Raw genomic sequence first — 20,435 nt, forward strand, 5'->3', positions numbered from 1 at the left:
GCCTCTTGTGCAGGCGGGGGCTTTGCGACCATGGATAGGGAACTGGATAACCTTCGAACCGCGCCGGCCGCAATCGTCCGCGCTGCGGTCGTGCTGCTCGGGAGATGTGCCATGGCGATGACGATGAACGGCGAGGCGACGCTGCCGGCCGCCAAGGACGTGGTCTGGGCCAAGCTGAACGATCCCGAGGTGCTCAAGGCCTGCATTCCCGGCTGCGAGCAATTGACCATGGACGACGCCACCCATCTCTCGGCCATCGTGAAGGTGAAGCTCGGGCCGGTGAAGGCGACCTTCAAGGGCAAGGTCGAGCTCAGCGAGCTCGATCCGCCGAACGGCTATCGCATCTCCGGAGAAGGCGAGGGCGGCATTGCCGGCTTCGCCAAGGGCGGGGCGCGGGTCCATCTGAGCGATGCGGAAGGCGGCCAGACCCTGCTGCGCTACGAGGTCGAGGCCCAGGTCGGCGGCAAGCTGATGCAGCTCGGCTCCCGCCTGATCGATTCGGTCTCGAAGAAGCTCGCCGACGAGTTCTTCGCCAATTTCGCCAAGGCGGTCAGCGAGGGCTGAGCGCCCTCAGGACGCTTCGCGCAACGTGGCGAGTGCCTGGGTGACGGCGGCCTCGGCCGCCCCGACCTGAAGCGCGATATTGGCCGCGGCAGCGTTGGCCTGCTCCAACGCCTTCTGCGTCATGTCGAGGCTGCCATTGACGGCATTGGCGCTTTCGATCGCCTCGTCCGAGCTGTCGGCAACCAGCGCGGCGTCATGCGCGATCGTGGCGGTGACCTTGCTCTGCTGGGTGACGGCTTCCGAGATCGCCTCGGAATCGAGACGGATGGCATCGACCGTGGCGGCGATGGCGGCAGCGTGCGTCCCGCAGGCCTCGGCGCTCGCCGCGAGTTCGGCGATCTGGCCGGCGATGTCCTGCGTCGCGCTCGCGGTCTGGGTCGCCAGCGACTTCACCTCGGCGGCGACGACGGCGAAGCCGCGACCGGCCTCGCCGGCGCGGGCGGCCTCGATCGTGGCGTTGAGCGCCAGCAGATTGGTCTGCGCGGCGATGTCGGCGATCATCCCGACGACCTTGCCGATATTGCCGGTGGCCTCCCGCAGCCGAACGACGGCCTCGTTCATCTGGCCGGCGTCGAGCACGGCCTGATGGGTGATCGACAGGCTTTGCCGGGCGCGCTGGCCGATATCGGCGATATTGGCCGACATCTCCTCGGTCGCGGCGGCCGTCTGCAGTGATTTCTCGCGCACGACCACCGAGGCGCTGGCCACTTTTCCGACGGTGTCCTTGATGAAGCTCGTGGTCTGCCCGGTCTGGTCGGCGGTCGCCACGAATTGCTCGACGGCGTCGCTGATGGTGTCGTCGAGATGGCCGATCCGGGTCCTGAGCTTGACCGCCGCCTCATCGAGGGTGGAGGTGCGCCGGCGGGCATCACCTTCCTCGATCTGCTGGTTGATCGTGATCGCCGTATTGATATCCATCACCAAGAGGTTCTCGATGATCTCCATGTCGCTTGCGAAACGGCTGGGCGACAGCAGTGTGGTCAGGCGCGGCTTCGTCGCGATCGTCCGAAAAAGAGCGCCAGCAATCGATACGCGCGATCGGGTGCCGACCTTGATCGCGCGCTCCAGCGTGCACACGCGCTCCATCGACTTGTAGTAGCGGTCGTCGAAATCACCTTCAAAGATCAGTCGGAAGTGCTGCTCGGTGACTTCGTAGACGCTCTCGGTCAACGGGCTGATGTTGTCTTTCAGATCGGGATGGATCTGGCGGCCGTAAGCGAAGGCATTGGCGACGATCTGTTCGATGACGAGATCGACATGCTTGCGATAGCCGCGCAAGGCGGCGCGCTTCTGCTCACCGTAGCCCGTCGAGCGCAGGCGTCGCTCGACCTGTTCGGAAATCGACGTCAAGAACGGCTCCCGTGCAGCCGGCAAACAGCGCTCCGCCGCCACGTCACCGTGAACGGGCTCGGTTAAAATTTCGGCAATGCGAGGCCGGCCGCGCGGTTTTGCAAATTTTTGGCCACGTTCCAGCCAAACGCGACGAAACGCCCGCAAAACGGTGCAAATTAGCCTGGCTTGTCTTGGTGCCTCCGGCTTGACCCCGGAAAAACGCGGGTCCACATTCATTTTTGAGCTGTTCCAAGGAAGGCCTGCCTGATGAGGCCGGTTGCTCCTTAGGCTTCAGCACGGTCCAGTCCCGGGGAGGGGATGGACCGGCGTCGGAGACGGGTCACAGGAGATATGCTCATGGCCACTGTTTCGCTGACGGTGAACGGCAAAGCCGTCACCGCCAACATCGACCCGCGCACCCTTCTGGTGCAGTTCCTGCGAGAGAATCTGCGGCTCACCGGAACCCATGTCGGCTGCGATACCAGCCAGTGCGGCGCCTGCCTCGTGCATCTCGACGGCAAGGCGGTGAAATCCTGCACCACGCTTGCCGTCTCCGTGGACGGCGCCTCCGTGACGACGATCGAGGGGCTCGCTTCCGGCGACACGCTGCATCCGATGCAGGAGGCGTTCCGCGAGCATCACGGCCTGCAATGCGGCTTCTGCACGCCGGGCATGATCATGTCCGCCGTCGACATGGTGAACCGCCGTGGCCATCAGCTCGACGAGAAGACGATCCGCGAGGATCTCGACGGCAATATCTGCCGCTGCACCGGCTACCACAACATCGTCAAGGCAATCGCCGCCGGGGCCGAGGCCATGGGCAAGGGCGCTGCGCCGGCCCGCCAGGCCGCCGAATGAGGCCGCTGCCCGCGCCGCTCGGTGCGGGCTCTTCATCCTTCATGCGTTCCATGCAGTGAGGCGCCCGCGAGAGGCGCCGTGCGAGGAGGGAACACCATGTCCGCCACCGGAATCGGCGCCGCAGTCCGCCGCAAGGAAGATCACCGTTTCATCACCGGCCAGGGCCGCTACACCGACGACGTCAACCGGCCGGGCCAGGCCCACGCCTATTTCCTGCGCTCGCCGCATGCGCACGCCAAGATCAAGTCGATCGACACCAAGGCCGCCGCCGGCATGCCCGGCGTGCTCGGCATCTTCACCGGGGACGACCTCGCCACCGACAAGATCGGCGGTTTGATCTGCGGCTGGATGATCCACAACAAGGACGGTTCGCCGATGCGCGCCGGCCCGCATCCGGCGCTGGCCCAGGGCAAGGTGCGCTATGTCGGCGACCATGTCGCCGTCGTGGTAGCCGAGACGCTGGCGCAGGCGCGCGACGCGGCCGAGGCGATCGCGGTCGATTATCAGGAGCTGCCGGCGGTGGTCGACACCGCCAAGGCGATCGGCGCCAAGACCGTGGTCCATGACGAGGCGCCCGACAACAGCGTGTTCAACTGGCATCTTGGCGACAAGGACGCGACCGAGAAGGCCTTCAAGGCCGCCAGGCACGTCACGAAGATCGATCTCGTCAACAACCGGCTCGTGCCGAACGCGATGGAGCCGCGCGCGGCTGTCGGCGACTACGATGCCGGCGACGGCATCTTCACGCTCTACACCACCAGCCAGAACCCGCATGTCGCGCGGCTCGTGCTCTCCGCCTTCATCGGCATCGCGCCGGAGAACAAGCTCAGGGTGATTGCGCCGGATGTCGGCGGCGGCTTCGGCTCGAAGATCTTCATCTATGCCGAGGAGACGGTCTGCGTCTGGGCGGCGAAGAAGGTCGGACGGCCGGTGAAATGGACGGCGGACCGGACGGAGGCCTTCCTCTCCGACGCGCATGGCCGCGACCACGTCACCCATGCGGAGCTGGCGACCGATGCGGAGGGCAAGATCCTCGGCATGAAGGTCAAGACCACGGCCAATCTCGGCGCCTACCTCTCGACCTTCTCCTCCTCGGTGCCGACCTATCTCTACGCGCCGCTCTTGTCGGGCCAGTACGACATCCCGGCGATCTATTGCGAGGTCGATGCGGTCTATACCAACACTGCCCCCGTCGATGCCTATCGCGGCGCCGGGCGGCCGGAAGCGACCTTCGTGGTCGAGCGGCTGATCGAGGTCACGGCCCGCCAACTCGGCAAGGACCCGGCCAAGTTCCGGATGCAGAACTACATCAAGAAGTTCCCGCACCAGACGCCGGTCATCATGATGTACGACACCGGTAATTACAGCGCCTCGCTGAAGAAGGCGCTGGAAATGATCGACTACAAGGGGCTGGGCAAGCGCAAGCGCGATTCCGCTCGTGCCGGCAAGCTGCGCGGCATCGGCTTCTCCTCCTATATCGAGGCCTGTGGCATCGCGCCCTCGGCGGCGGTCGGCTCGCTCGGCGCCGGCGTAGGGTTGTGGGAATCGGCCGAGGTCCGGGTCAATCCGGTCGGCACGGTCGAGGTGCTGACCGGCTCGCACAGCCATGGCCAGGGCCATGAGACGACCTTCGCGCAGCTCGTCAGCGACCGGCTCGGCATCCCCATCGACAATGTCTCGATCATCCATGGCGATACCGACAAGGTGCAGATGGGCATGGGCACCTATGGCTCGCGCTCCGGCGCGGTCGGCATGTCCGCGATCTTCAAGGCGCTCGACAAGGTGATCGCCAAGGGCAAGAAGGTCGCCGCCCATGTGCTGGAGGCCGACGAGGCCGATATCGATTTCGCGGACGGGCATTTCGCGGTGAAGGGCACAGACCGCAAGCTCGATTTCGGCTCCTGCGCGCTGCAGGCCTATGTCGCGCACAAGTTCAATGGGCAGGAGCTGGAGCCGGGATTGAAGGAAGGGGCGTTCTACGACCCGACCAACTTCACCTTCCCGGCCGGCGTCCATATCTGCGAGGTCGAGATCGATCCCGAGACCGGCGTGACCAGGATCGAGCGCTGGGCCGCCGTCGACGATTTCGGGAACGTCATCAACCCGATGATCGTCGAGGGGCAGGTCCATGGCGGTATCGCCCAGGGCGTCGGCCAGGCGCTGCTGGAAGGCGCGCGCTACAATGCCGACGGCCAGCTCGTGACCGCGAGCTTCATGGACTACACCATGCCGCGCGCCGACGATCTGCCATCCTTCGATGTTGGCATGACCGTGACGCCGTGTCCGTCGAATCCGCTGGGGATCAAGGGCTGCGGCGAGGCCGGGGCCATCGCTTCGCCGCCCGCCGTGATCAACGCCATCACCGACGCGCTCGGCCATGAGGACATCGCGATGCCGGCCACGCCGCAGGCGGTGTGGCGCGCGGCGCAGAAGTCGATCAGCCGCCAGGCGGCCGAGTGAGCTGAAAGGACAAGTCGATGTACGCTTTCACCTATCACAAGCCCACCAGTGCCCGGCAGGCGGCGACGCTGCTCGCCAAGAAGGAGGACGCCAAGCTCCTCGCCGGCGGCCACACCCTGTTGCCGACGATGAAGCAGCGGCTGGCCTCGCCGACCGCGCTCGTCGATCTCGGCGCCTGTCCAGATCTCAAGGGCATCAATCGCAAGGGCCGCAACATTGTCATCGGCGCGATGACGACCCATGCCGAAGTGGCTTCCTCGGCCGAGGTTCAGGAGGCGCTGCCCGCGCTCGCCTTCCTCGCCGGCAGCATCGGCGACCCGCATGTGCGCCATCGCGGCACGATCGGCGGCTCGGTCGCCAATAACGATCCGGCGGCGGATTATCCGGCGGCCCTGCTGGCGCTTGGCGCCACCGTCGTCACCAACAAGCGCAAGCTGACGGCCGAGGAGTTCTTCACCGGACTCTACGAGACGGCGCTGGACGAGGGCGAGATCATCACCAAGGTCTCGTTCCCGCTGGTCTCGAAGGCGGGCTATGCCAAGTTCCGCAACCCGGCCTCGCGCTATGCCATGGTCGGCGTCTTCGTCGCCAAGCGCGGCAGCGATATTCGCGTCACGGTGACCGGTGCGGGCGAGGGCGGTGTCTTCCGCTGGCCGGAAGCGGAGGCTGCGCTGAAGGCGCGCTTCGCGCCGAAATCGCTGGACGGGCTGAAGCATACCGCCAAGGGCATCAACGGCGACATCCATGCCGATGCCGAGTACCGCGCCCATCTGATCGGCGTGATGGCCAAGCAGGCCGTGGCGCAGGCGACGGGGAAGTAGGCGAGGGGCTGCCAACTTGCGCACGTCGTGGCCGGGCTTGACCCGGCCATCTCGTTCGGGACCTTACTTGCTTTCGATCAAGAGATGCCCGGGACATGCCCGGGCATGATGCGAGTTGCCATGTCTTCTCCTCTGCCTTCTTCCATCGACGCCACGCTCGCGCTGCTTCAGGGGCAGGGCTATGTCGCCGACCGGGCGCTCGCGACGGTGCTGTTTCTGGCGCTTCGGATGAAGCGACCGCTGCTGTTGGAGGGCGAGGCCGGAACCGGCAAGACCGAGATCGCCAAGGTTCTGGCCGCAGGGCTCGGCCGGCGCCTGATCCGGTTGCAATGCTATGAGGGACTCGACCTGGCGTCGGCCGTCTACGAATGGAACTATGCCGGGCAGATGATGGCGATCCGGTTGGCGGAGGCCGGCGGCGCGGCCGGTGATCGCGAGCGGCTGGAAGGCGACATCTTCTCCGAGAAATACTTGGTCAAACGGCCGCTGCTACAGGCGCTGGAGCCGCAGGAGGGCGGGGCGCCGATCCTGCTGATCGACGAGCTCGACCGCACGGATGAGGCCTTCGAGGCCTTCCTGCTCGAGGTCTTGGCCGATGCGCAGGTGACGATCCCCGAACTCGGCACGATCCGCGCCGCCGAACCGCCGATCGTGATCCTGACCTCGAACCGCACCCGCGAGATCCACGATGCGCTGAAGCGGCGCTGCCTCTATCACTGGGTCGGCTACCCCGATGCCGTGCGCGAGCTGGCGATCCTCAAGGCGAAGGTGCCGGATGCTCCGGCCAAGCTCTCGAAGCAGCTCGTCGCCTTCGTGCAGGCGATCCGCAAGGAGGAATTGTTCAAGGCGCCGGGCGTCGCCGAGACGCTGGACTGGGCGACGGCGCTGGTCGAGCTCGATGCCGTCGCGCTCGATCCGGCCATCGTTTCGGATACGCTGGGCGCATTGCTGAAGTATCAGGACGATATCCAGGCGATGCAGGGCTCGCAGGTGAAGGAGCTCCTGGATCGGGCCAAGGCGGAGGCGGGGCGCTAGGTTTCCCGCGCCGCGAAGCGAGAGGGTGCTGCCATGAACGCCGATATCAAGGCCGTCGAGGCGACGGTCCGGACCTATCTCGACGGGCTCTATGAGGGCGATGCCGAGAAGCTCGCCCATGTCTTCCATCCGACCAGCGCTCTGACCACGGCGCGCGACGACGGCGCGATCCAGATCGTCCAGCGCGACGCCTGGCTCGACGCCGTGCGCAACCGGCCGGCACCGCAGGCGGCGGGCATGCAGCGCGACGATCATATCCTGACCATCGACCTCGTTGGGCCGACGCTGGCGCTGGTCAAGGTGAAGTGCCAGATGCCGCCGCGCTATTTCACCGACTTGCTCTCGCTGCTGAAGATCGAGAGCCGTTGGCAGATCGTCCAGAAAGTGTTCATGACGGAGACGCAGGGGACGTGAGCGGCAAGCTTGCCGAGAACGTCGCCTATTTCGCCCGTGCCTTGCGCGCGGCAGGGCTGCCGGTCGGGCCGGGCGCGGTGGTCGAGGCGATCGCGGCGCTGGAAGGCGGTGCGCTTGGCGGACGTGACGACGTCTACTGGGCGCTGCACGCGATCTTCGTGAAGAAGCACGAGGACTCACCGGTCTACGATCAGGCCTTCCGGCTGTTCTGGCGGCGCCGCAACCTGATCGAGAAGATCATGGCGCAGATGTCGCCGGTTTCGCCCCGCGCCGACAGCCAGCCGGAGAAGGCGGAGGCGGGGGCGCTCCGCGTGGCGGAGGCCTTCGCGCCACCGCCACGCGAGGACGAGCCACCCAAGGAACTGACCGAACTGACGGCGCGGCTCACCGTCTCCGATCGCGAGATGCTGAAATCGCGCGATTTCGCCCAGATGAGCGCCGCCGAGATCGCGCGCGCGAAGCAGCTCATCGCGGAGCTCAGGCTGCCCGATGACAGCATCGTGACGCGGCGCTTCCGGCCGGCGCATCGCGGAGCGCGCATCGACCCGCGCCGGACGTTTCGCCAGTCGCTACGCGGTGGCGGAGCGTCGATCGATCTCGCCTTCCGCGAACGGCGCGAGGTGCACCCGCCGATCGTGGCACTGGTCGATATCTCCGGCTCGATGGCCGAGTATTCGCGCATCTTCCTGCATTTCCTGCATGCTCTGACGGAGAAGCGCCGCCGCGTGCATTCCTTCGTCTTCGGCACGCGATTGACCAATGTCACGCGGATGCTCAGGGCGCGCGACCCTGACGACGCGCTGGCGCTCGCCGGTAAGGCCGCCCCGGATTGGGAAGGCGGCACGCGCATCGCGACCGCCCTGCATGAGTTCAACCGCATCTGGTCGCGGCGGGTGCTGGCGGGCGGGGCGATCGTGCTGCTCTTCACCGACGGGCTGGAGCGGCATCTCGATGACAGCCTGGGTTTCGAGATGGACCGGTTGCACCGCTCCTGCCGGCAGCTCGTCTGGCTCAACCCGCTCCTGCGCTATGACGCCTTCGCGGCACGGGCAAGCGGCATCCGGGCTATGCTGCCCCATGTCGACTCGTTCCGGCCAATCCACAATCTCGCGGCGATGGCCGATCTCTGCGCCGCGCTTTCGCTGGATGCAGGGCGGGAGAGCGATCCACGCCTGTGGTTGAAGAAAGCCGGTTGAGGCATGATCTCAAGGGCCAGATTCAGGCGTAAGGTGACATCATGATCAGCACCGAAACCGATATCCTGCGCGCTGCCGAGGATTGGGCGCGCGGCGGACGTGGCGTCGCCATCGCGACCGTGGTCGAGACCTGGGGCTCGGCGCCGCGCCCGGTCGGCTCGCATCTCGTCATCGACGGGGAGGGGAATTTCCTCGGCTCGGTCTCGGGCGGCTGCGTCGAGGGCGCCGTGGTGGCCGAGGCCGCCGATGTGATCGCCGACGGCAAGGCGCGCATGCTGGAATTCGGCGTCGCCGACGAGACGGCCTGGCAGGTGGGCTTGTCCTGCGGGGGGCGCATCAAGGTCTATGTCGAGAAGGTGAACTGAGATGGCCTCCTGGGAAACCCTCGTCGCCTTCGCGACGGTGACGATCCTCGTCGCCTATTTTCCGGGGCCGGCGCTGCTCTACACGGCCGCCCAGACGATCAGCCATGGCCGCAAGGCCGGCCTGATGGCGATGCTCGGTATCCATCTCGGCTGTTACCTGCATGTCTTCGCAGCGGCTTTCGGGCTTTCGGCCGTGTTCAAGCATGTGCCGGAGCTCTACATGGCCGTGAAGATCGCCGGCGCGCTCTACCTGATCTGGATCGGCATCGGCATGATCCGCTCGCGCATGGGCTCCCCCGATCAGCCGGTCGCGCCGCCCAAGACGGTGAAGCGTGCGCTGCTCGATTCCTTCATCGTCGAGATCCTGAATCCGAAGGTTGCGCTGTTCTTCATCGCTCTGCTGCCGCAGTTCGTCGACCCTTCGGCGTCGCTGCCGGTCTGGGCGCAGTTCCTGATCCTCGGGATGGTCGTGAACTTCGCCTTCTCCTCGGCCGATCTCGTCACCGTCTTCGGCGCCTCGCTCGTGGTCGGCGCGATGAAGAAGACCAAGGCGAGCTTCGGCTTCGGGCGCTGGATCGGTGGTTCGCTGATGATCGCGCTCGGCCTGAAGCTCGCGACGGACAGGGGCTGAGCCGTGGAGCTTTCGACCCTCGCCGCGCTCAATGAAGAGCGCCAGGCGCGCCGCGCGGCCGTGCTGGTCAGCGATCTCGCCGGCGGCACGCAGCGGCTGGTGAAGCAAGCCGCGATCGCTGGCGACCCGCTGGCGGAGCTGCTGGAGCGGCAACTGCGCTCCGGCAAGAGCGGCATGGTCGAGGCCGAGGGGACGTCCTATTTCCTGACCGTGCAGGCGCCGCATCCGCGCGTGGTCGTGACGGGTGCCGTCCATATCTCGCAGGCGATGGCGCCTATGGCGAAAGCGCTCGATCTCGATCTCGTGGTCATCGATCCGCGCAGCGCCTTCGCCACGCCCGAGCGCTTTCCGGACGTGACGCTGCTCGCCGAATGGCCGGAGGAGGCGCTTCCGCGGATCGGGCTGGACGCCTACACCGCTTTCGTCGCGCTGACGCATGATCCGAAGATCGATGATCCCGGACTTTTCGCGGCTTTGCGCTCCGACTGCTTCTATGTCGGCGCGCTCGGCAGCCGGAAGACGCATGGCAGGCGACTCGAGCGATTGACGGAAGCGGGCTTCGATACCGCCGCGACGGACCGTATCCATGCGCCGATCGGGCTCGATATCGGCGCGGTCTCGCCAGCGGAGATTGCGCTCGCGATCCTGGCCGAGATCGTCGCGACTTTGCGCGGCCCGCGCCGCAAGCCGGCCTGAGGATCACGCGATGAAATTCGGACCGGTCGCCATCGCGGACGCCGTCGGCTGCATCGCGGCGCATACGATCCGCGCGGACGGGACCATCGTGAAGAAGGGCGCGACCGTCACGGCGGAACTGGCCGCGAAGCTCGCGGCGGCCGGCATCACCGAGATCGTTGCCGTCCGTCTGGAGCCCGGCGATATCGACGAGAATGCTGCGGCGGAACGGCTGGCCGAACGGATGGTCGGAGATGCGATCGTGGCCGAGTCGCCCTTCACCGGGCGGGTCAACATGTTCGCTACGCAGGCGGGGGTGTTGCGTGTCGACATTGCGGCGATCGACGCCTTCAATGCGGTGGACGAGGCGATCACGGTCGCGACCCTGCCGGCACTGAAGGCGGTCGTGGCGGGCGAGCTCGTCGCCACCGTGAAGATCATTCCCTATGCGGTTCCGCAGACTCTGGTTGAGCAGGCGCTCGACGCACTCGGCAACACGCCGCCAGTCTCGGTCGCTGCCTACCGTCCGTCCAGCGTCGCGGTGATCTCGACCCTGCTGCCGGGGCTGAAGCCGAGCGTCGTCGACAAGACCCTGCGCATCATGCGCGATCGGCTGGAACCGGCCGAGGCGATGCTGGCCGCCGACCAGCGCGTGCCCCATGAGGCCGAGCCCCTGGCCGCGGCCATCGCCGAGCAGGCGGCGGGAGCGGCGGACATCATCGTCGTCTTCGGCGCGTCGGCCATCACCGACCGGCGCGACGTGATCCCGCAGGCGCTGGTGGAGGCCGGCGGCGAAGTCGAGCATCTCGGCATGCCGGTCGATCCCGGCAACCTGCTGATGCTCGGCCGCATCGCCGGCAAGCCGGTGATCGGCGCGCCGGGCTGCGCCCGCTCGCCCAAGGAGAACAGCTTCGACTGGGTGCTGCAGCGCTATCTGGCCGGTGTCCCCGTCGGGCGTCGCGATGTCCAGAAGATGGGTGTCGGTGGCCTGCTGATGGAGATCGTCTCGCGGCCGCAGCCGCGCGCTCCGGGTTCTCCCGAGCGCGGTCCGCTGGCGGGGATCGTGCTGGCGGCGGGGCAATCGACGCGGATGGGCGCGGAGAACAAGCTGCTGCAACCCCTGCGCGGCAAGCCGATCCTGCGCCATGCCGTCGAAGCGCAGATCGAGGCAGGCTTAAGCCCGGTGATCGTCGTGACCGGTCACCAGCGCGCCGAGGTCGAGGCGGCTCTGTCGGACCTGCCGGTGCAGCTCGTGCATAATTCCGACTACGTCTCCGGCCTCGCCAGCTCGCTCAAGGCCGGTGTTGCGGCATTGCCGCCAGAGGTCCCGGCAGCGGTGATCTCGCTTGGCGACATGCCGAATGTCACGCCTGCGGTGATCGAGCGCCTGGTCGAGGGGCATCGCGCGCAGCCCGAGGCGCTTGCGGCCGTGCCGACCCTGTTCGGCCAGCGTGGCAATCCGGTGCTGCTCGCACGCGCGATCTTTCCCGCGGTCTCGCTGCTGAGCGGTGATCGTGGCGCACGGCGGCTGCTCGACGAAGCCGGGGAGCGCGTCATCGACGTGGCCTTCGAGGACCCCGCCATCGCCATCGATGTCGATACGCCGGAGGCCTTGCGGGCGCTGCGGAGCTGACCGCCTCTCAACGCTGCCAGTGCAGTCCGAGCGTGCCGTAATAGGCGGAGGGCCGGTCGCTGGTCTTCTGCAGGCCGCCCGAGAGGCGCCATTCCAGCCCGAGGAAGCGCAGCCCGGTGAGATGCAGGCCCAGCCGGAGCTTGCGATAATCGCGTTCGCGATAGGCTTCGAATTCCGGGCCGAGATAGAATCCGGCCGGGACCTGCCAGCCCGTCGCGAGACGCGCCCAGAGGCGCCCGTTCAGGGATGATGCGTAGGCGTTGGCCTGCACGACCATTCCGGGCGCGGGAACGATCCAGAGATCAGCCTGCAGCCGGGCACCGTAGCGGGTGCCGGTGAAGGACGGGCCGAAGGCTTCGATCCGCTGTTCGCTTTCGATATCCGAGCCGGCATAGAGCGCGAGAAAGCTGTCACCGACACGCCATTCATAGCCAAGCAGGGCCTGTGTTTCGCTCTTGTAGGTCACGCCGTGCGGCCGGTGGCGGTGGGTCTGTTCCTGCGCGCCGCCGGCCTTGACGAAGAGACGGAAGCCGCTCTCAGAGAGGCCACCGGCGATGGCACGCTTCATCCCGACCGAAAGAAAGGTTTTGGTCGGCCCGGCTTCCATCGAACCGAAGATGACCATCGAGAGCGGCGCCCGCTCGGGCTCCTCTTCATCGATGCTGGCCGCAGAGGCAGGGGTGGCGGCGAAGACCATCGCCAGCCCGGCCAGCCCGGCCCTGCCCACTCGGTACGCCACGCAAGCCCCCACGCCCGCTGTCGCGCACGCTGCCATGCTCGGCAGCCTGCCTCAGGATTGCACCAGTTTGGCAGTAGGCTGGCAAGCCTTTGTTAACCAGGCGGGAGCAGGCTCGATCTACCCGGCAAAGCTTTCAGTCCGTAATGGAGGGAGGTGGCGATGGTTTCGACCGATTTCATGCGGCAACTCGAAGGCTATGGGCTGACCACGGCAACCATCCTCTACCGGATGCCGGATCATCTCAGCGTCCTGCAAACCTATATCTGGCAGCAGTACGACCTGGCACCGCGCTTCCCCGTCCTGCAGGACTTCCTGACGTTCTGGAAGCGAGAACTGGAAGGGCCGCTCCATTCCGTAACCGTGGCGCATTCGCGTCTGATCAAGCCGGCGGAAATCCGCAACGTAAACGGTGTGTTCACCCTGCACTAAGCGCTTCGCCGGCCTCCCGGCCCCGTGCCAGGGGCATTGAAAACCTGCGTCCGGCTCGCTTGTTGGCGGGTGTCCGGCCGTGCTAGGCGGGCGCTTCCGCTTCGGTACGGCCTGCTCCCTTGTCATCTCCCTTGCGTACATCCGGACTTCTGACGGCGCTGGCGGGTCTGCCCGGGGAGCGCATCGCCGTCGGCACGATCGTCGCTGCGTTGCAGGACCGGGCCTATGCCCTGCTCGTCGTGCTGCTCGGCCTGCCGAACTGCCTGCCGATGCCGCCGCCGATCCCACTGGTCTGCGGCCTGGTGCTCGCTTTCGTTGCCGTGCAGATGCTGACGGGGCGGCGGATGCCGTGGCTCCCGCAAGCGCTGCTCAAGCGCAGCATTGGCAAGCCTGAACTCACCCGGGCGGTGGCGCGGGCGCTGCCTGCCCTGACTTGGCTTGAACGTTTCTCGCGGCCGCGCCTGACGATGCTGGGAGGGGCTTATGCCATTCCGGTGCTGGGCCTCGTGATCCTGATCCTGGCGCTCGGCCTGATCGTGGCCGCGCCCTTCATCGGGCAGATCCCGCTCGGGCTTGCCGTGTGTCTCGTCGGGCTCGGTCTCGTCGAGCGGGACGGGGTGCTGATCATCATCGGTGCGGTGGTCGGTGCTGTCGGCCTGCTGCTCAGCGCAGGCTTCGCCTACGCGATCTTCAGCGGCATCCACGAGCTGTTCTTCTGAAGGTCCGCCGCGCGCCCGGCTCGTGGTGTCAGGCGGCGGCGAGGATTTCGGCGAAGGGATTGTCCAGGCCGAGCAGGCGGTCGATCTCGGTTGCGGGCACGGCCTTGGAGAAGAGGAAGCCCTGCAGTTCGTGGCAGCCGATCGCCTGCAGGAAGCGATGCTGCTCGGCGGTCTCGACGCCCTCGGCGCAGACTCGCAGGCCGAGCGCCCGCCCGAGATGAGCCATCGAATGGACGAGGATCGCCGATTCGCCGGTCGATTCCATGTATTCCAGGAAGGTGCGGTCGATCTTGATCTTGTCGAAGGCGAAGCGCCGCAGATAGATCAGGCTCGAATAGCCGGTGCCGAAATCGTCGAGCGCGAGGCCGACGCCATGCGCGCGGATGTCCATCATCGCGGCTTCGGCGGCGTCGGCATCCTCGATCAGCACGCCTTCGGTCAGTTCGAGTTCGAGCTGGGCCGGGTCGAAATCCGTCTCCGCGATGGTGCGGATAACGTTGGCGACGAAGTCCTTGTGGCGGAACTGGATCGGCGAGACGTTGACCGCAAGGCGGATGCCCTTCCAGCGCCTGGCCTCGGTGCAGGCGCGGCGCAGCACCCATTCGCTGAGCGGCACGATCAGGCCGCGTTCCTCGGCGATCGCGATGAAATCCGAAGGCGGGATCATGCCATGGGCCGGGTGCTGCCAGCGCACCAGCGCCTCGACGCCGACGATGGTCGATCCGTCGACGGAGACCTGCGGCTGGTAGTGCAGCGTGAGCTGGTCGTTGTCGATGGCATGGCGCAGGTCGTCCTCGACCATGCGCTTCAATTGCATCGAGCGGTTCATCTGCGATTCGAAGAAGGCATAGCGGTTGCGGCCGCTGTTCTTGGCTTCGTAGAGCGCGGTATCGGCGAGCTTGAGCAGGGCTTCGCGGCTGGTGCCGTCGCGCGGGGCCATGGCGATGCCGATCGAGGAGCCGATGGTGACTTCGGCGCCGGTGATGGTGAACGGCTCGCTGAGGCTGGCGAGGATGCGCTCGCCGAGCGCGGCGCAGCCGGCCGGCGTCGCGGAATGGGTCTGGATGATGCCGAATTCGTCGCCGCCCAGGCGTGCGACGGTGTCGCCGACCTGGACCGCGCCGGACAGGCGAACCGCGACCTGACGGATGAGTTCGTCGCCGGCGGTATGGCCATAGGTGTCGTTGACGGCCTTGAAGCGGTCGAGGTCGATCAGCAGCATTGCGAGGCTTGGGCCGTCATCGTGCTGGATATGAGCCAGGGTCTGATCGAGCGTCAGGTCGAAGCTGCGGCGGTTCGGAAGAAGGGACAGCTCATCCTGGCCGGCGAGGCGCTGGATCTGGCGCTCGCGCAGCTCGATCTGCTCGGCCGAGGCACGCAGGCGCTGGACGACGAAGATGAAGATCGCGGAAAACAGCAGGGCAACCGCAATCAGCGCCCAGAGGAAGCGGCGCAGCATGACATCGCCGGGACGGGCCGGAGACCAGGTCAGCCAGGCACCGATCTTGCCGTCGGCGGTGCGCAGGCTCAGATTCGACAGCGGATCGGCAGGCGGCGTGGTCACGAGCTGGATGTCGGTCACCCGATTGCGCTCGGCCAGGTCCGAGAGCAGGGCGCTGGACAGGTGCCGGTAGGCGACGAAGGACAGCGGGATCGAGCCGCCTTCGGAGCTGAAGGAGGCGATGCGCGACAGGTCGATCACCGTCAGGAGCAGTGTCTCGTCGCCATCCGTGGTGATGGTCGAACGGGCCGCGCCGAACTGGGGCGTGACCTCGTCGCCGATGACGGTAGCGACGAAGGAACTCTTCGCGCCGCGCTGCAACGCATCGATATGATGCGGGCGCTCGTGATCCGCATGATCCATCGTGGTCGGGTTCTCGACCCAGGCCAGCACGGTTCCGCCGGTTCCGCCGATATAGGCGCCGTCGAAATCCATCAGCTGATTGCCCAGACGCTTGAGCGCGGCCTTGAGCATGGCCGGGGAGCCGGGCTGCTGCAGGGCTTCAGGCAGGTCGCCGGCAGCGACGAGCCGCTCCAGCCTCAGTTCGTTCAGCTTGATCTGGGCGTTGACGGCGGCCTCGATGCGCTCGCCCTGGCGCTGGGCCTCGAGGCGATTGGCCTCGCGGGTGATCGCGACGACGACGCCGATCCCGGCAGCCATCAGCAGCAGGAAGGCGCAGCCCAGCGTCACCACGGTGCTCGCGAACATGCGAGCGGAGGAGCCCGCATTCGTCATCTTCGCGGCAGTGAATGCGGGCATTACGCGTCCGGAAAAGGGTCTTGGTGCTGTGACTTAAGGCTTGAATTATTGACATCCCGTTGCCTGCACACGGGTTTTCAAGCGCTCAAGCTCCGGGTGGTGCGTAAGGTGGCCGCGGTATCGCCATATGCGCGGCCCGCAGTGCCGCAGACCAGCGTTCGCGCAGATCGTGGAAATACGGCTCTCCCGCCTCGATCCGCCGGTTGAGCTCGAAATCATCGGCGTCGCGTCTGATGACGACGAGATCGATCGGCAGGCCGACGCCGAGATTCGAGCGCATGGTCGAATCCATCGAGATCAGACCGACTTTCAAGGCGTCGTAGAGATGGGTCTTGTAGGTGACGGCACGGTCGAGGATCGGCTTGCCGTATTTATGCTCGCCGATCTGCAGGAATGGGGAATCGATGCCGCACTCGATGAAGTTGCCGGCGCTGTAGACCATGAAGAGGCGCATCGGCTGCCCCTTGATCTGGCCGCCGAACAGCATGCCGATCTCGAATTTGACGCCAGCATCCTCCAGCGCGGGCCCGTCGATGTCGCGGACATGGCGGATGCAGCGGCCGACGAGCTGGGCGGCCCTGAACATCGAGCTGGCGTTCTGCAATGTGTCGAGTTCGCCGCTCTCGGGATTGAGCAGCCCCTCGTGCAGGAAGCTCACCACCGATTGCGTGATCGAGAGATTGCCGGCCGTCATCAGGCCGAAATTGCGGTCGCCCGGCCAGTTGAAGACATGGAGCTTGCGGAAGGTCGAGATGTCGTCGAGCCCGGCATTGGTGCGGGTGTCGGCGATCATGACGAGGCCATCCTGCACGAGGATTCCGGCGCAATAGGTCACGGGTTCGATCCCTGCTTTTTGGCCCAGTCTTCCTGGCGGAGTGCGCTGGAAGGGGCGCTACTGGTTGGCGAAGCGGCCCTCAGTTTCGCGGGCGCTGACGAGGACGCTGAGGTTCTCGCCTTCGCCGCCCTGGCGCGAGCCTCGAACCGGTGCGGCATCCGCGTAGTCGAGCCCTATCGCAACACGCACATGCGTGTCGATCGGGCAGAGCCCATTGGCACAGTCGAAGCCGATCCAGCCATAGTCCTCGAGATGAACCTCGGCCCAGGCATGGGCGCCGTTGCCATGCGGCAGGCTGTCGGACTGCGCGACATAGCCCGAGACATAGCGGGCGGGCAGGCCGAGATGCCGGGCGCAGGCCATGAAGACATGGGCGATGTCCTGTGCGATCGCTTCGCGCGCTGCAAAGGCTGCGGCCGCGCCGACTCCGCTGCGGCCGCTGGCCTCGAGGCAACCCATGCGGTCGCCGACGGCATTCATCAAGGCATGCATCTGGGAAAGCGGCGTGCCGGCGCCGGCGGTGACCGCGTCGGCGAAGCTGCGCAGCGCCTCGTCCTGCCCGGTGAGGAGCGTGTCGCGGCAATAGACCTCGCAAGGCACGCGTTCCAGCCCGCCACGGACCACGCCGGCGAGGTCGATCGTCTCGATCAGTCCGTCGATGCGGATGGCAAGCGAGGAGATCGGCCCGTCGGCGTAGAATGAGTGCACGATATTGCCATGGGCATCCTGCGAGGCACGCAGCCGGCCGTCGACATTCGGCTCGATGCGCCAGGACATGACATGCTGGCCGTCATGGTCGCGCGGCGTCAGCCGCAGGATCTGCGTGATGTGGCGCGCCGGCTCGGCATATTCGTAGCCGATCGTATGGGAAATCCTGATCCGCATGCTTCAGTCCGGGGCAGGGTTTATGGCAGTCGCGCCGAGAGCGCAGGCGAGCACTTCATTGCAGATACTGCTCGAAGATGGTGTTGCCGAGGCGGTTGTTCTCGGTGATGAACTCCTCGATGAACTCGTGCAGACCGTGCTCGAAGACGTCGTCGATCTTTGTGTTGCTGAGGCTGCCCAGCGTCTTGCGCGCCTGGCGTTGCGCCGGCCCCTGGCGGCCATAGGCATCGCCGAGCGCATCGAGGAAGCGCGAGATGTTCTCGTAGCAGGCTGCGAGCGAGCGCGGCATGCGGCGGTTCAGCACCAGGAGATCGGCGACGAGGATCGGCTTCACCGCCTCGCGATAGACCCAGTGATAGGCGGTCAGCGCCGAGACCTCGCGCAGCACGGTCGTCCATTGGAAGTAATCGAGCGAGCCGCCGACCTGCTCGTCGGCCGGTAGCAGCACATGGTATTTCACGTCGAGGATGCGGGCGGTGTTGTCGGCGCGTTCGAGATAGACACCGAGGCGCGAGAACCAGTAGCCGTCGTCGCGCAGCATGGTCCGATAGGCCGAGCCGTCGAAGACCAGTGAGACGTTCTTCACCCAGTCGAGAAAGCGGGCGAACTCCTCGCGATCCATGCGCTTCTTCTCGAAGCGCTGCAATTCCAGCCAGGCGCCGTTCAGCGCATCCCACATCTCCGAGGTCAGCGCCGTGCGTACGCCCCGTGCGTTCGAGCGGGCCTGGGCGAGGCAATTGCGGATCGAGGACGGATTGTCGGGGTTGAAGGTCAGGAAATCGCAGACATTGCGTTCATTCGCTTCGCCATAGGCCTTGGCGAAGTCATCCTCGCAGCCGGCGGTGAGGACCGCGCTCTGCCATTCCGTGCCGGCACCGCCATAGGTCGTCGGCAGGTTGGTCAGGCGCGTCGTGGCGTCGAGGATGCGGGCGAGATATTCGGCCCGTTCGACATAGCGGGAAACCCAGTAGAGGCTGTCTGCGGTACGCGAAAGCATGGTCAGCGTGTGCCTTTCCGCGGGATGGCAGGCTGTTGCGGGAGAAGGGCTGGCGAGGGCGCGGCGGGGATGCTCATGCGTCGAGCACCCAGGTGTCCTTGGTGCCGCCGCCCTGGCTGGAATTGACGACGAGCGAGCCTTCCTTGAGCGCGACGCGGGTCAGGCCGCCCGGCACGCAGGAGATGCCGTTCGCACCGGAGAGCACATAGGGGCGCAGGTCGACATGGCGCGGCGCGACGCCGGAGGCGACGAAGGTCGGGCAGGTCGAGAGCGCCAGCGTCGGCTGGGCGATGAAGCCCTCGGGCTGGGCCTTGAGCTTGCGCCGGAAGGTCTCGATCTGGGCCTTGTTGGCGTGCGGGCCCACGAGCATGCCGTAGCCGCCCGAGCCGTTGACCTCCTTGACGACGAGCTTGTCGAGATTGTCGAGCACATAGGCATTGGCTTCGGGCTCGCGGCAGCGGAAGGTCGGGACGTTCTTCAGGATCGGCTCCTCGCCGGTGAAGAACTTCACGATCTCCGGCATGTAGCTGTAGACCGCCTTGTCGTCGGCGACGCCGGTGCCGACCGCGTTCGCCAGCGTGACATTGCCGGCCTTGTAGGCGCCGATGATGCCGGGCACGCCCAGCACGGAATCGCTGCGGAAGGCGAGCGGGTCGATGAAGTCGTCATCGATGCGCCGGTAGATCACGTCGACACGCTTCGGCCCCTGCGTCGTGCGCATGTAGACGACGTCGTCCTTGACCAGCAGGTCCGAGCCCTCGACCAGCTCGACGCCGAGCTTGTCGGCGAGGAAGGAGTGTTCGTAGAAGGCCGAATTGTACTGGCCGGGCGTGAGCAGGCAGATCGTCGGGTCCGACGAGGCGCTGCGCGGCGCGACCGAGCGCAGGGTCGCCAGCAGCTGGTCCGGATAGTTGTCGACCGGCGCGACGCGGTGGGTCGAGAACAGCTCCGGGAAGAGCCTGAGCATCACCTCGCGGTTCTCCATCATGTAGGAGACGCCGGAAGGCGTGCGGGCGTTGTCCTCGAGGACGTAGAAAGTATCCGCGTCGACGCGCACCACGTCGATGCCGGCGATGTGGCAGTAGATGCCGTGCGGCACCTTGAAATCGACCATTTCGAGCTGATAGCAGGCGTTGCGATAGACCAGATCGGGCGGGATGATGCCGGCCTTCAGGCATTCCTTGGGGCCGTAGACATCGGCCAGGAACATGTTGAGGGCGGTGACGCGCTGGCGCAGGCCGGCCTCCAGCTTGGTCCATTCCGGCTTGGTCAGCACGCGCGGGATGATGTCGAAGGGGATCAGGCGCTCGGTCGATTCCTCGTCGCCATAGACCGCGAAGGTGATGCCGATGCGGCGGAAGAACAGCTCGGCCTGGCTGCGCCTGAGCGCCAGCATCTCGGGCGGCGCTTCCTTCAGCCAGCGATCCAGGGCCTCGTAGGCGGGCCTCAGCTCGGCTCCCGAACCGCTCATTTCATCGAATGCGACCATGCAGCCCTCTTCCCCGTTAAGGCCAGCCTATGCGCATTCGCGGCCGTTCGGGAAGAGGGAGAATAGCCACGTAATTCATCTGATCTGCCTTTTTCATG

Annotated in this window: 20 protein-coding genes; 13 read left to right on the forward strand and 7 right to left on the reverse strand. The window is 66.2% G+C overall.

What is annotated here, in order from left to right:
• Window positions 1–111: 111 nt before the first annotated feature.
• Window positions 112–564 (forward strand): SRPBCC family protein, encoded by a 453-nt coding sequence (locus tag BLQ70_RS08360; RefSeq protein WP_091856569.1) that lies wholly within the window; start codon window positions 112–114, stop codon window positions 562–564.
• 6 nt (window positions 565–570) lie between these two features.
• On the opposite strand, the gene BLQ70_RS08365 is transcribed toward BLQ70_RS08360, so the two are convergent.
• Window positions 571–1,914, reverse strand: a complete 1,344-nt coding sequence (locus BLQ70_RS08365; RefSeq protein WP_244511944.1) for a methyl-accepting chemotaxis protein — start codon at window positions 1,912–1,914, stop codon at window positions 571–573.
• A gap of 339 nt (window positions 1,915–2,253) precedes the next feature.
• Here BLQ70_RS08365 and BLQ70_RS08370 point away from each other — a divergent pair, with 339 nt between their 5' ends.
• The 10 genes from BLQ70_RS08370 (at window position 2,254) to BLQ70_RS08415 (ending at window position 11,984) form a co-directional block, all read left to right on the forward strand.
• A complete protein-coding gene (locus BLQ70_RS08370) occupies window positions 2,254–2,754 on the forward strand; it encodes a (2Fe-2S)-binding protein (protein WP_061967295.1) in 501 nt (166 codons plus the stop codon).
• A 96-nt stretch (window positions 2,755–2,850) separates the two neighbouring features.
• A complete protein-coding gene (locus tag BLQ70_RS08375) occupies window positions 2,851–5,214 on the forward strand; it encodes a xanthine dehydrogenase family protein molybdopterin-binding subunit (RefSeq protein ID WP_091856572.1) in 2,364 nt (787 codons plus the stop codon).
• Window positions 5,215–5,231: 17 nt separating this feature from the next.
• Window positions 5,232–6,035 (forward strand): FAD binding domain-containing protein, encoded by an 804-nt coding sequence (locus BLQ70_RS08380; RefSeq protein ID WP_091856573.1) that lies wholly within the window; start codon window positions 5,232–5,234, stop codon window positions 6,033–6,035.
• Window positions 6,036–6,155: 120 nt separating this feature from the next.
• The gene (locus tag BLQ70_RS08385) at window positions 6,156–7,070 is read left to right on the forward strand and encodes an AAA family ATPase (protein ID WP_061966972.1); all 915 of its coding nucleotides are present in this window, start codon (window positions 6,156–6,158) and stop codon (window positions 7,068–7,070) included.
• A gap of 33 nt (window positions 7,071–7,103) precedes the next feature.
• Window positions 7,104–7,484 (forward strand): nuclear transport factor 2 family protein, encoded by a 381-nt coding sequence (locus tag BLQ70_RS08390; RefSeq protein ID WP_091856574.1) that lies wholly within the window; start codon window positions 7,104–7,106, stop codon window positions 7,482–7,484.
• Window positions 7,481–8,680 (forward strand): vWA domain-containing protein, encoded by a 1,200-nt coding sequence (locus BLQ70_RS08395; protein ID WP_091856575.1) that lies wholly within the window; start codon window positions 7,481–7,483, stop codon window positions 8,678–8,680. Before BLQ70_RS08390 ends, BLQ70_RS08395 begins: the two co-directional genes overlap by 4 nt.
• A 41-nt stretch (window positions 8,681–8,721) precedes the next feature.
• The gene (locus BLQ70_RS08400; protein ID WP_047574650.1) at window positions 8,722–9,045 is read left to right on the forward strand and encodes an XdhC family protein; all 324 of its coding nucleotides are present in this window, start codon (window positions 8,722–8,724) and stop codon (window positions 9,043–9,045) included.
• A 1-nt stretch (window position 9,046) separates the two neighbouring features.
• The gene (locus tag BLQ70_RS08405) at window positions 9,047–9,676 is read left to right on the forward strand and encodes a LysE family translocator (protein WP_091856576.1); all 630 of its coding nucleotides are present in this window, start codon (window positions 9,047–9,049) and stop codon (window positions 9,674–9,676) included.
• A gap of 3 nt (window positions 9,677–9,679) precedes the next feature.
• A complete protein-coding gene (locus tag BLQ70_RS08410) occupies window positions 9,680–10,372 on the forward strand; it encodes an XdhC family protein (RefSeq protein WP_091856577.1) in 693 nt (230 codons plus the stop codon).
• A 10-nt stretch (window positions 10,373–10,382) separates the two neighbouring features.
• Window positions 10,383–11,984, forward strand: a complete 1,602-nt coding sequence (locus BLQ70_RS08415) for an NTP transferase domain-containing protein (RefSeq protein WP_091856578.1) — start codon at window positions 10,383–10,385, stop codon at window positions 11,982–11,984.
• Between the two features lie 7 nt (window positions 11,985–11,991).
• Here BLQ70_RS08415 and bcsS read toward each other — a convergent pair whose 3' ends face one another.
• Complete coding sequence (gene bcsS / locus BLQ70_RS08420; protein WP_170843345.1) at window positions 11,992–12,723, reverse strand: cellulose biosynthesis protein BcsS; 732 nt, start codon at window positions 12,721–12,723, stop codon at window positions 11,992–11,994.
• A gap of 159 nt (window positions 12,724–12,882) precedes the next feature.
• Between bcsS and BLQ70_RS08425 the strand changes: the two genes are divergently transcribed.
• Together BLQ70_RS08425 and BLQ70_RS08430 are read left to right on the forward strand one after the other, a co-directional pair.
• Entirely contained in the window at window positions 12,883–13,152 is a 270-nt protein-coding gene (locus BLQ70_RS08425) for an usg protein (RefSeq protein ID WP_091856580.1), read from the forward strand.
• 119 nt (window positions 13,153–13,271) lie between these two features.
• Complete coding sequence (locus BLQ70_RS08430) at window positions 13,272–13,871, forward strand: exopolysaccharide biosynthesis protein (RefSeq protein WP_091856581.1); 600 nt, start codon at window positions 13,272–13,274, stop codon at window positions 13,869–13,871.
• 28 nt (window positions 13,872–13,899) lie between these two features.
• Here the strand turns inward: BLQ70_RS08430 and BLQ70_RS08435 are convergent, their stop codons facing one another.
• The 5 genes from BLQ70_RS08435 to BLQ70_RS08455 form a co-directional block, all read right to left on the reverse strand.
• Entirely contained in the window at window positions 13,900–16,131 is a 2,232-nt protein-coding gene (locus BLQ70_RS08435) for a putative bifunctional diguanylate cyclase/phosphodiesterase (RefSeq protein ID WP_082617373.1), read from the reverse strand.
• Between the two features lie 85 nt (window positions 16,132–16,216).
• Window positions 16,217–16,966: a proteasome-type protease gene (locus BLQ70_RS08440; protein WP_061966982.1), complete on the reverse strand. Its 750-nt coding sequence runs from the start codon at window positions 16,964–16,966 to the stop codon at window positions 16,217–16,219.
• Between the two features lie 57 nt (window positions 16,967–17,023).
• The gene (locus tag BLQ70_RS08445; protein ID WP_091856582.1) at window positions 17,024–17,851 is read right to left on the reverse strand and encodes a transglutaminase family protein; all 828 of its coding nucleotides are present in this window, start codon (window positions 17,849–17,851) and stop codon (window positions 17,024–17,026) included.
• Between the two features lie 55 nt (window positions 17,852–17,906).
• A complete protein-coding gene (locus BLQ70_RS08450) occupies window positions 17,907–18,848 on the reverse strand; it encodes an alpha-E domain-containing protein (RefSeq protein ID WP_091856583.1) in 942 nt (313 codons plus the stop codon).
• Between the two features lie 73 nt (window positions 18,849–18,921).
• Window positions 18,922–20,337: a circularly permuted type 2 ATP-grasp protein gene (locus BLQ70_RS08455; protein ID WP_061966985.1), complete on the reverse strand. Its 1,416-nt coding sequence runs from the start codon at window positions 20,335–20,337 to the stop codon at window positions 18,922–18,924.
• Window positions 20,338–20,435: the final 98 nt, after the last annotated feature.

The sequence above is a fragment of the Allobosea robiniae genome (assembly GCF_900102525.1).
GTDB lineage: Bacteria > Pseudomonadota > Alphaproteobacteria > Rhizobiales > Beijerinckiaceae > Allobosea > Allobosea robiniae.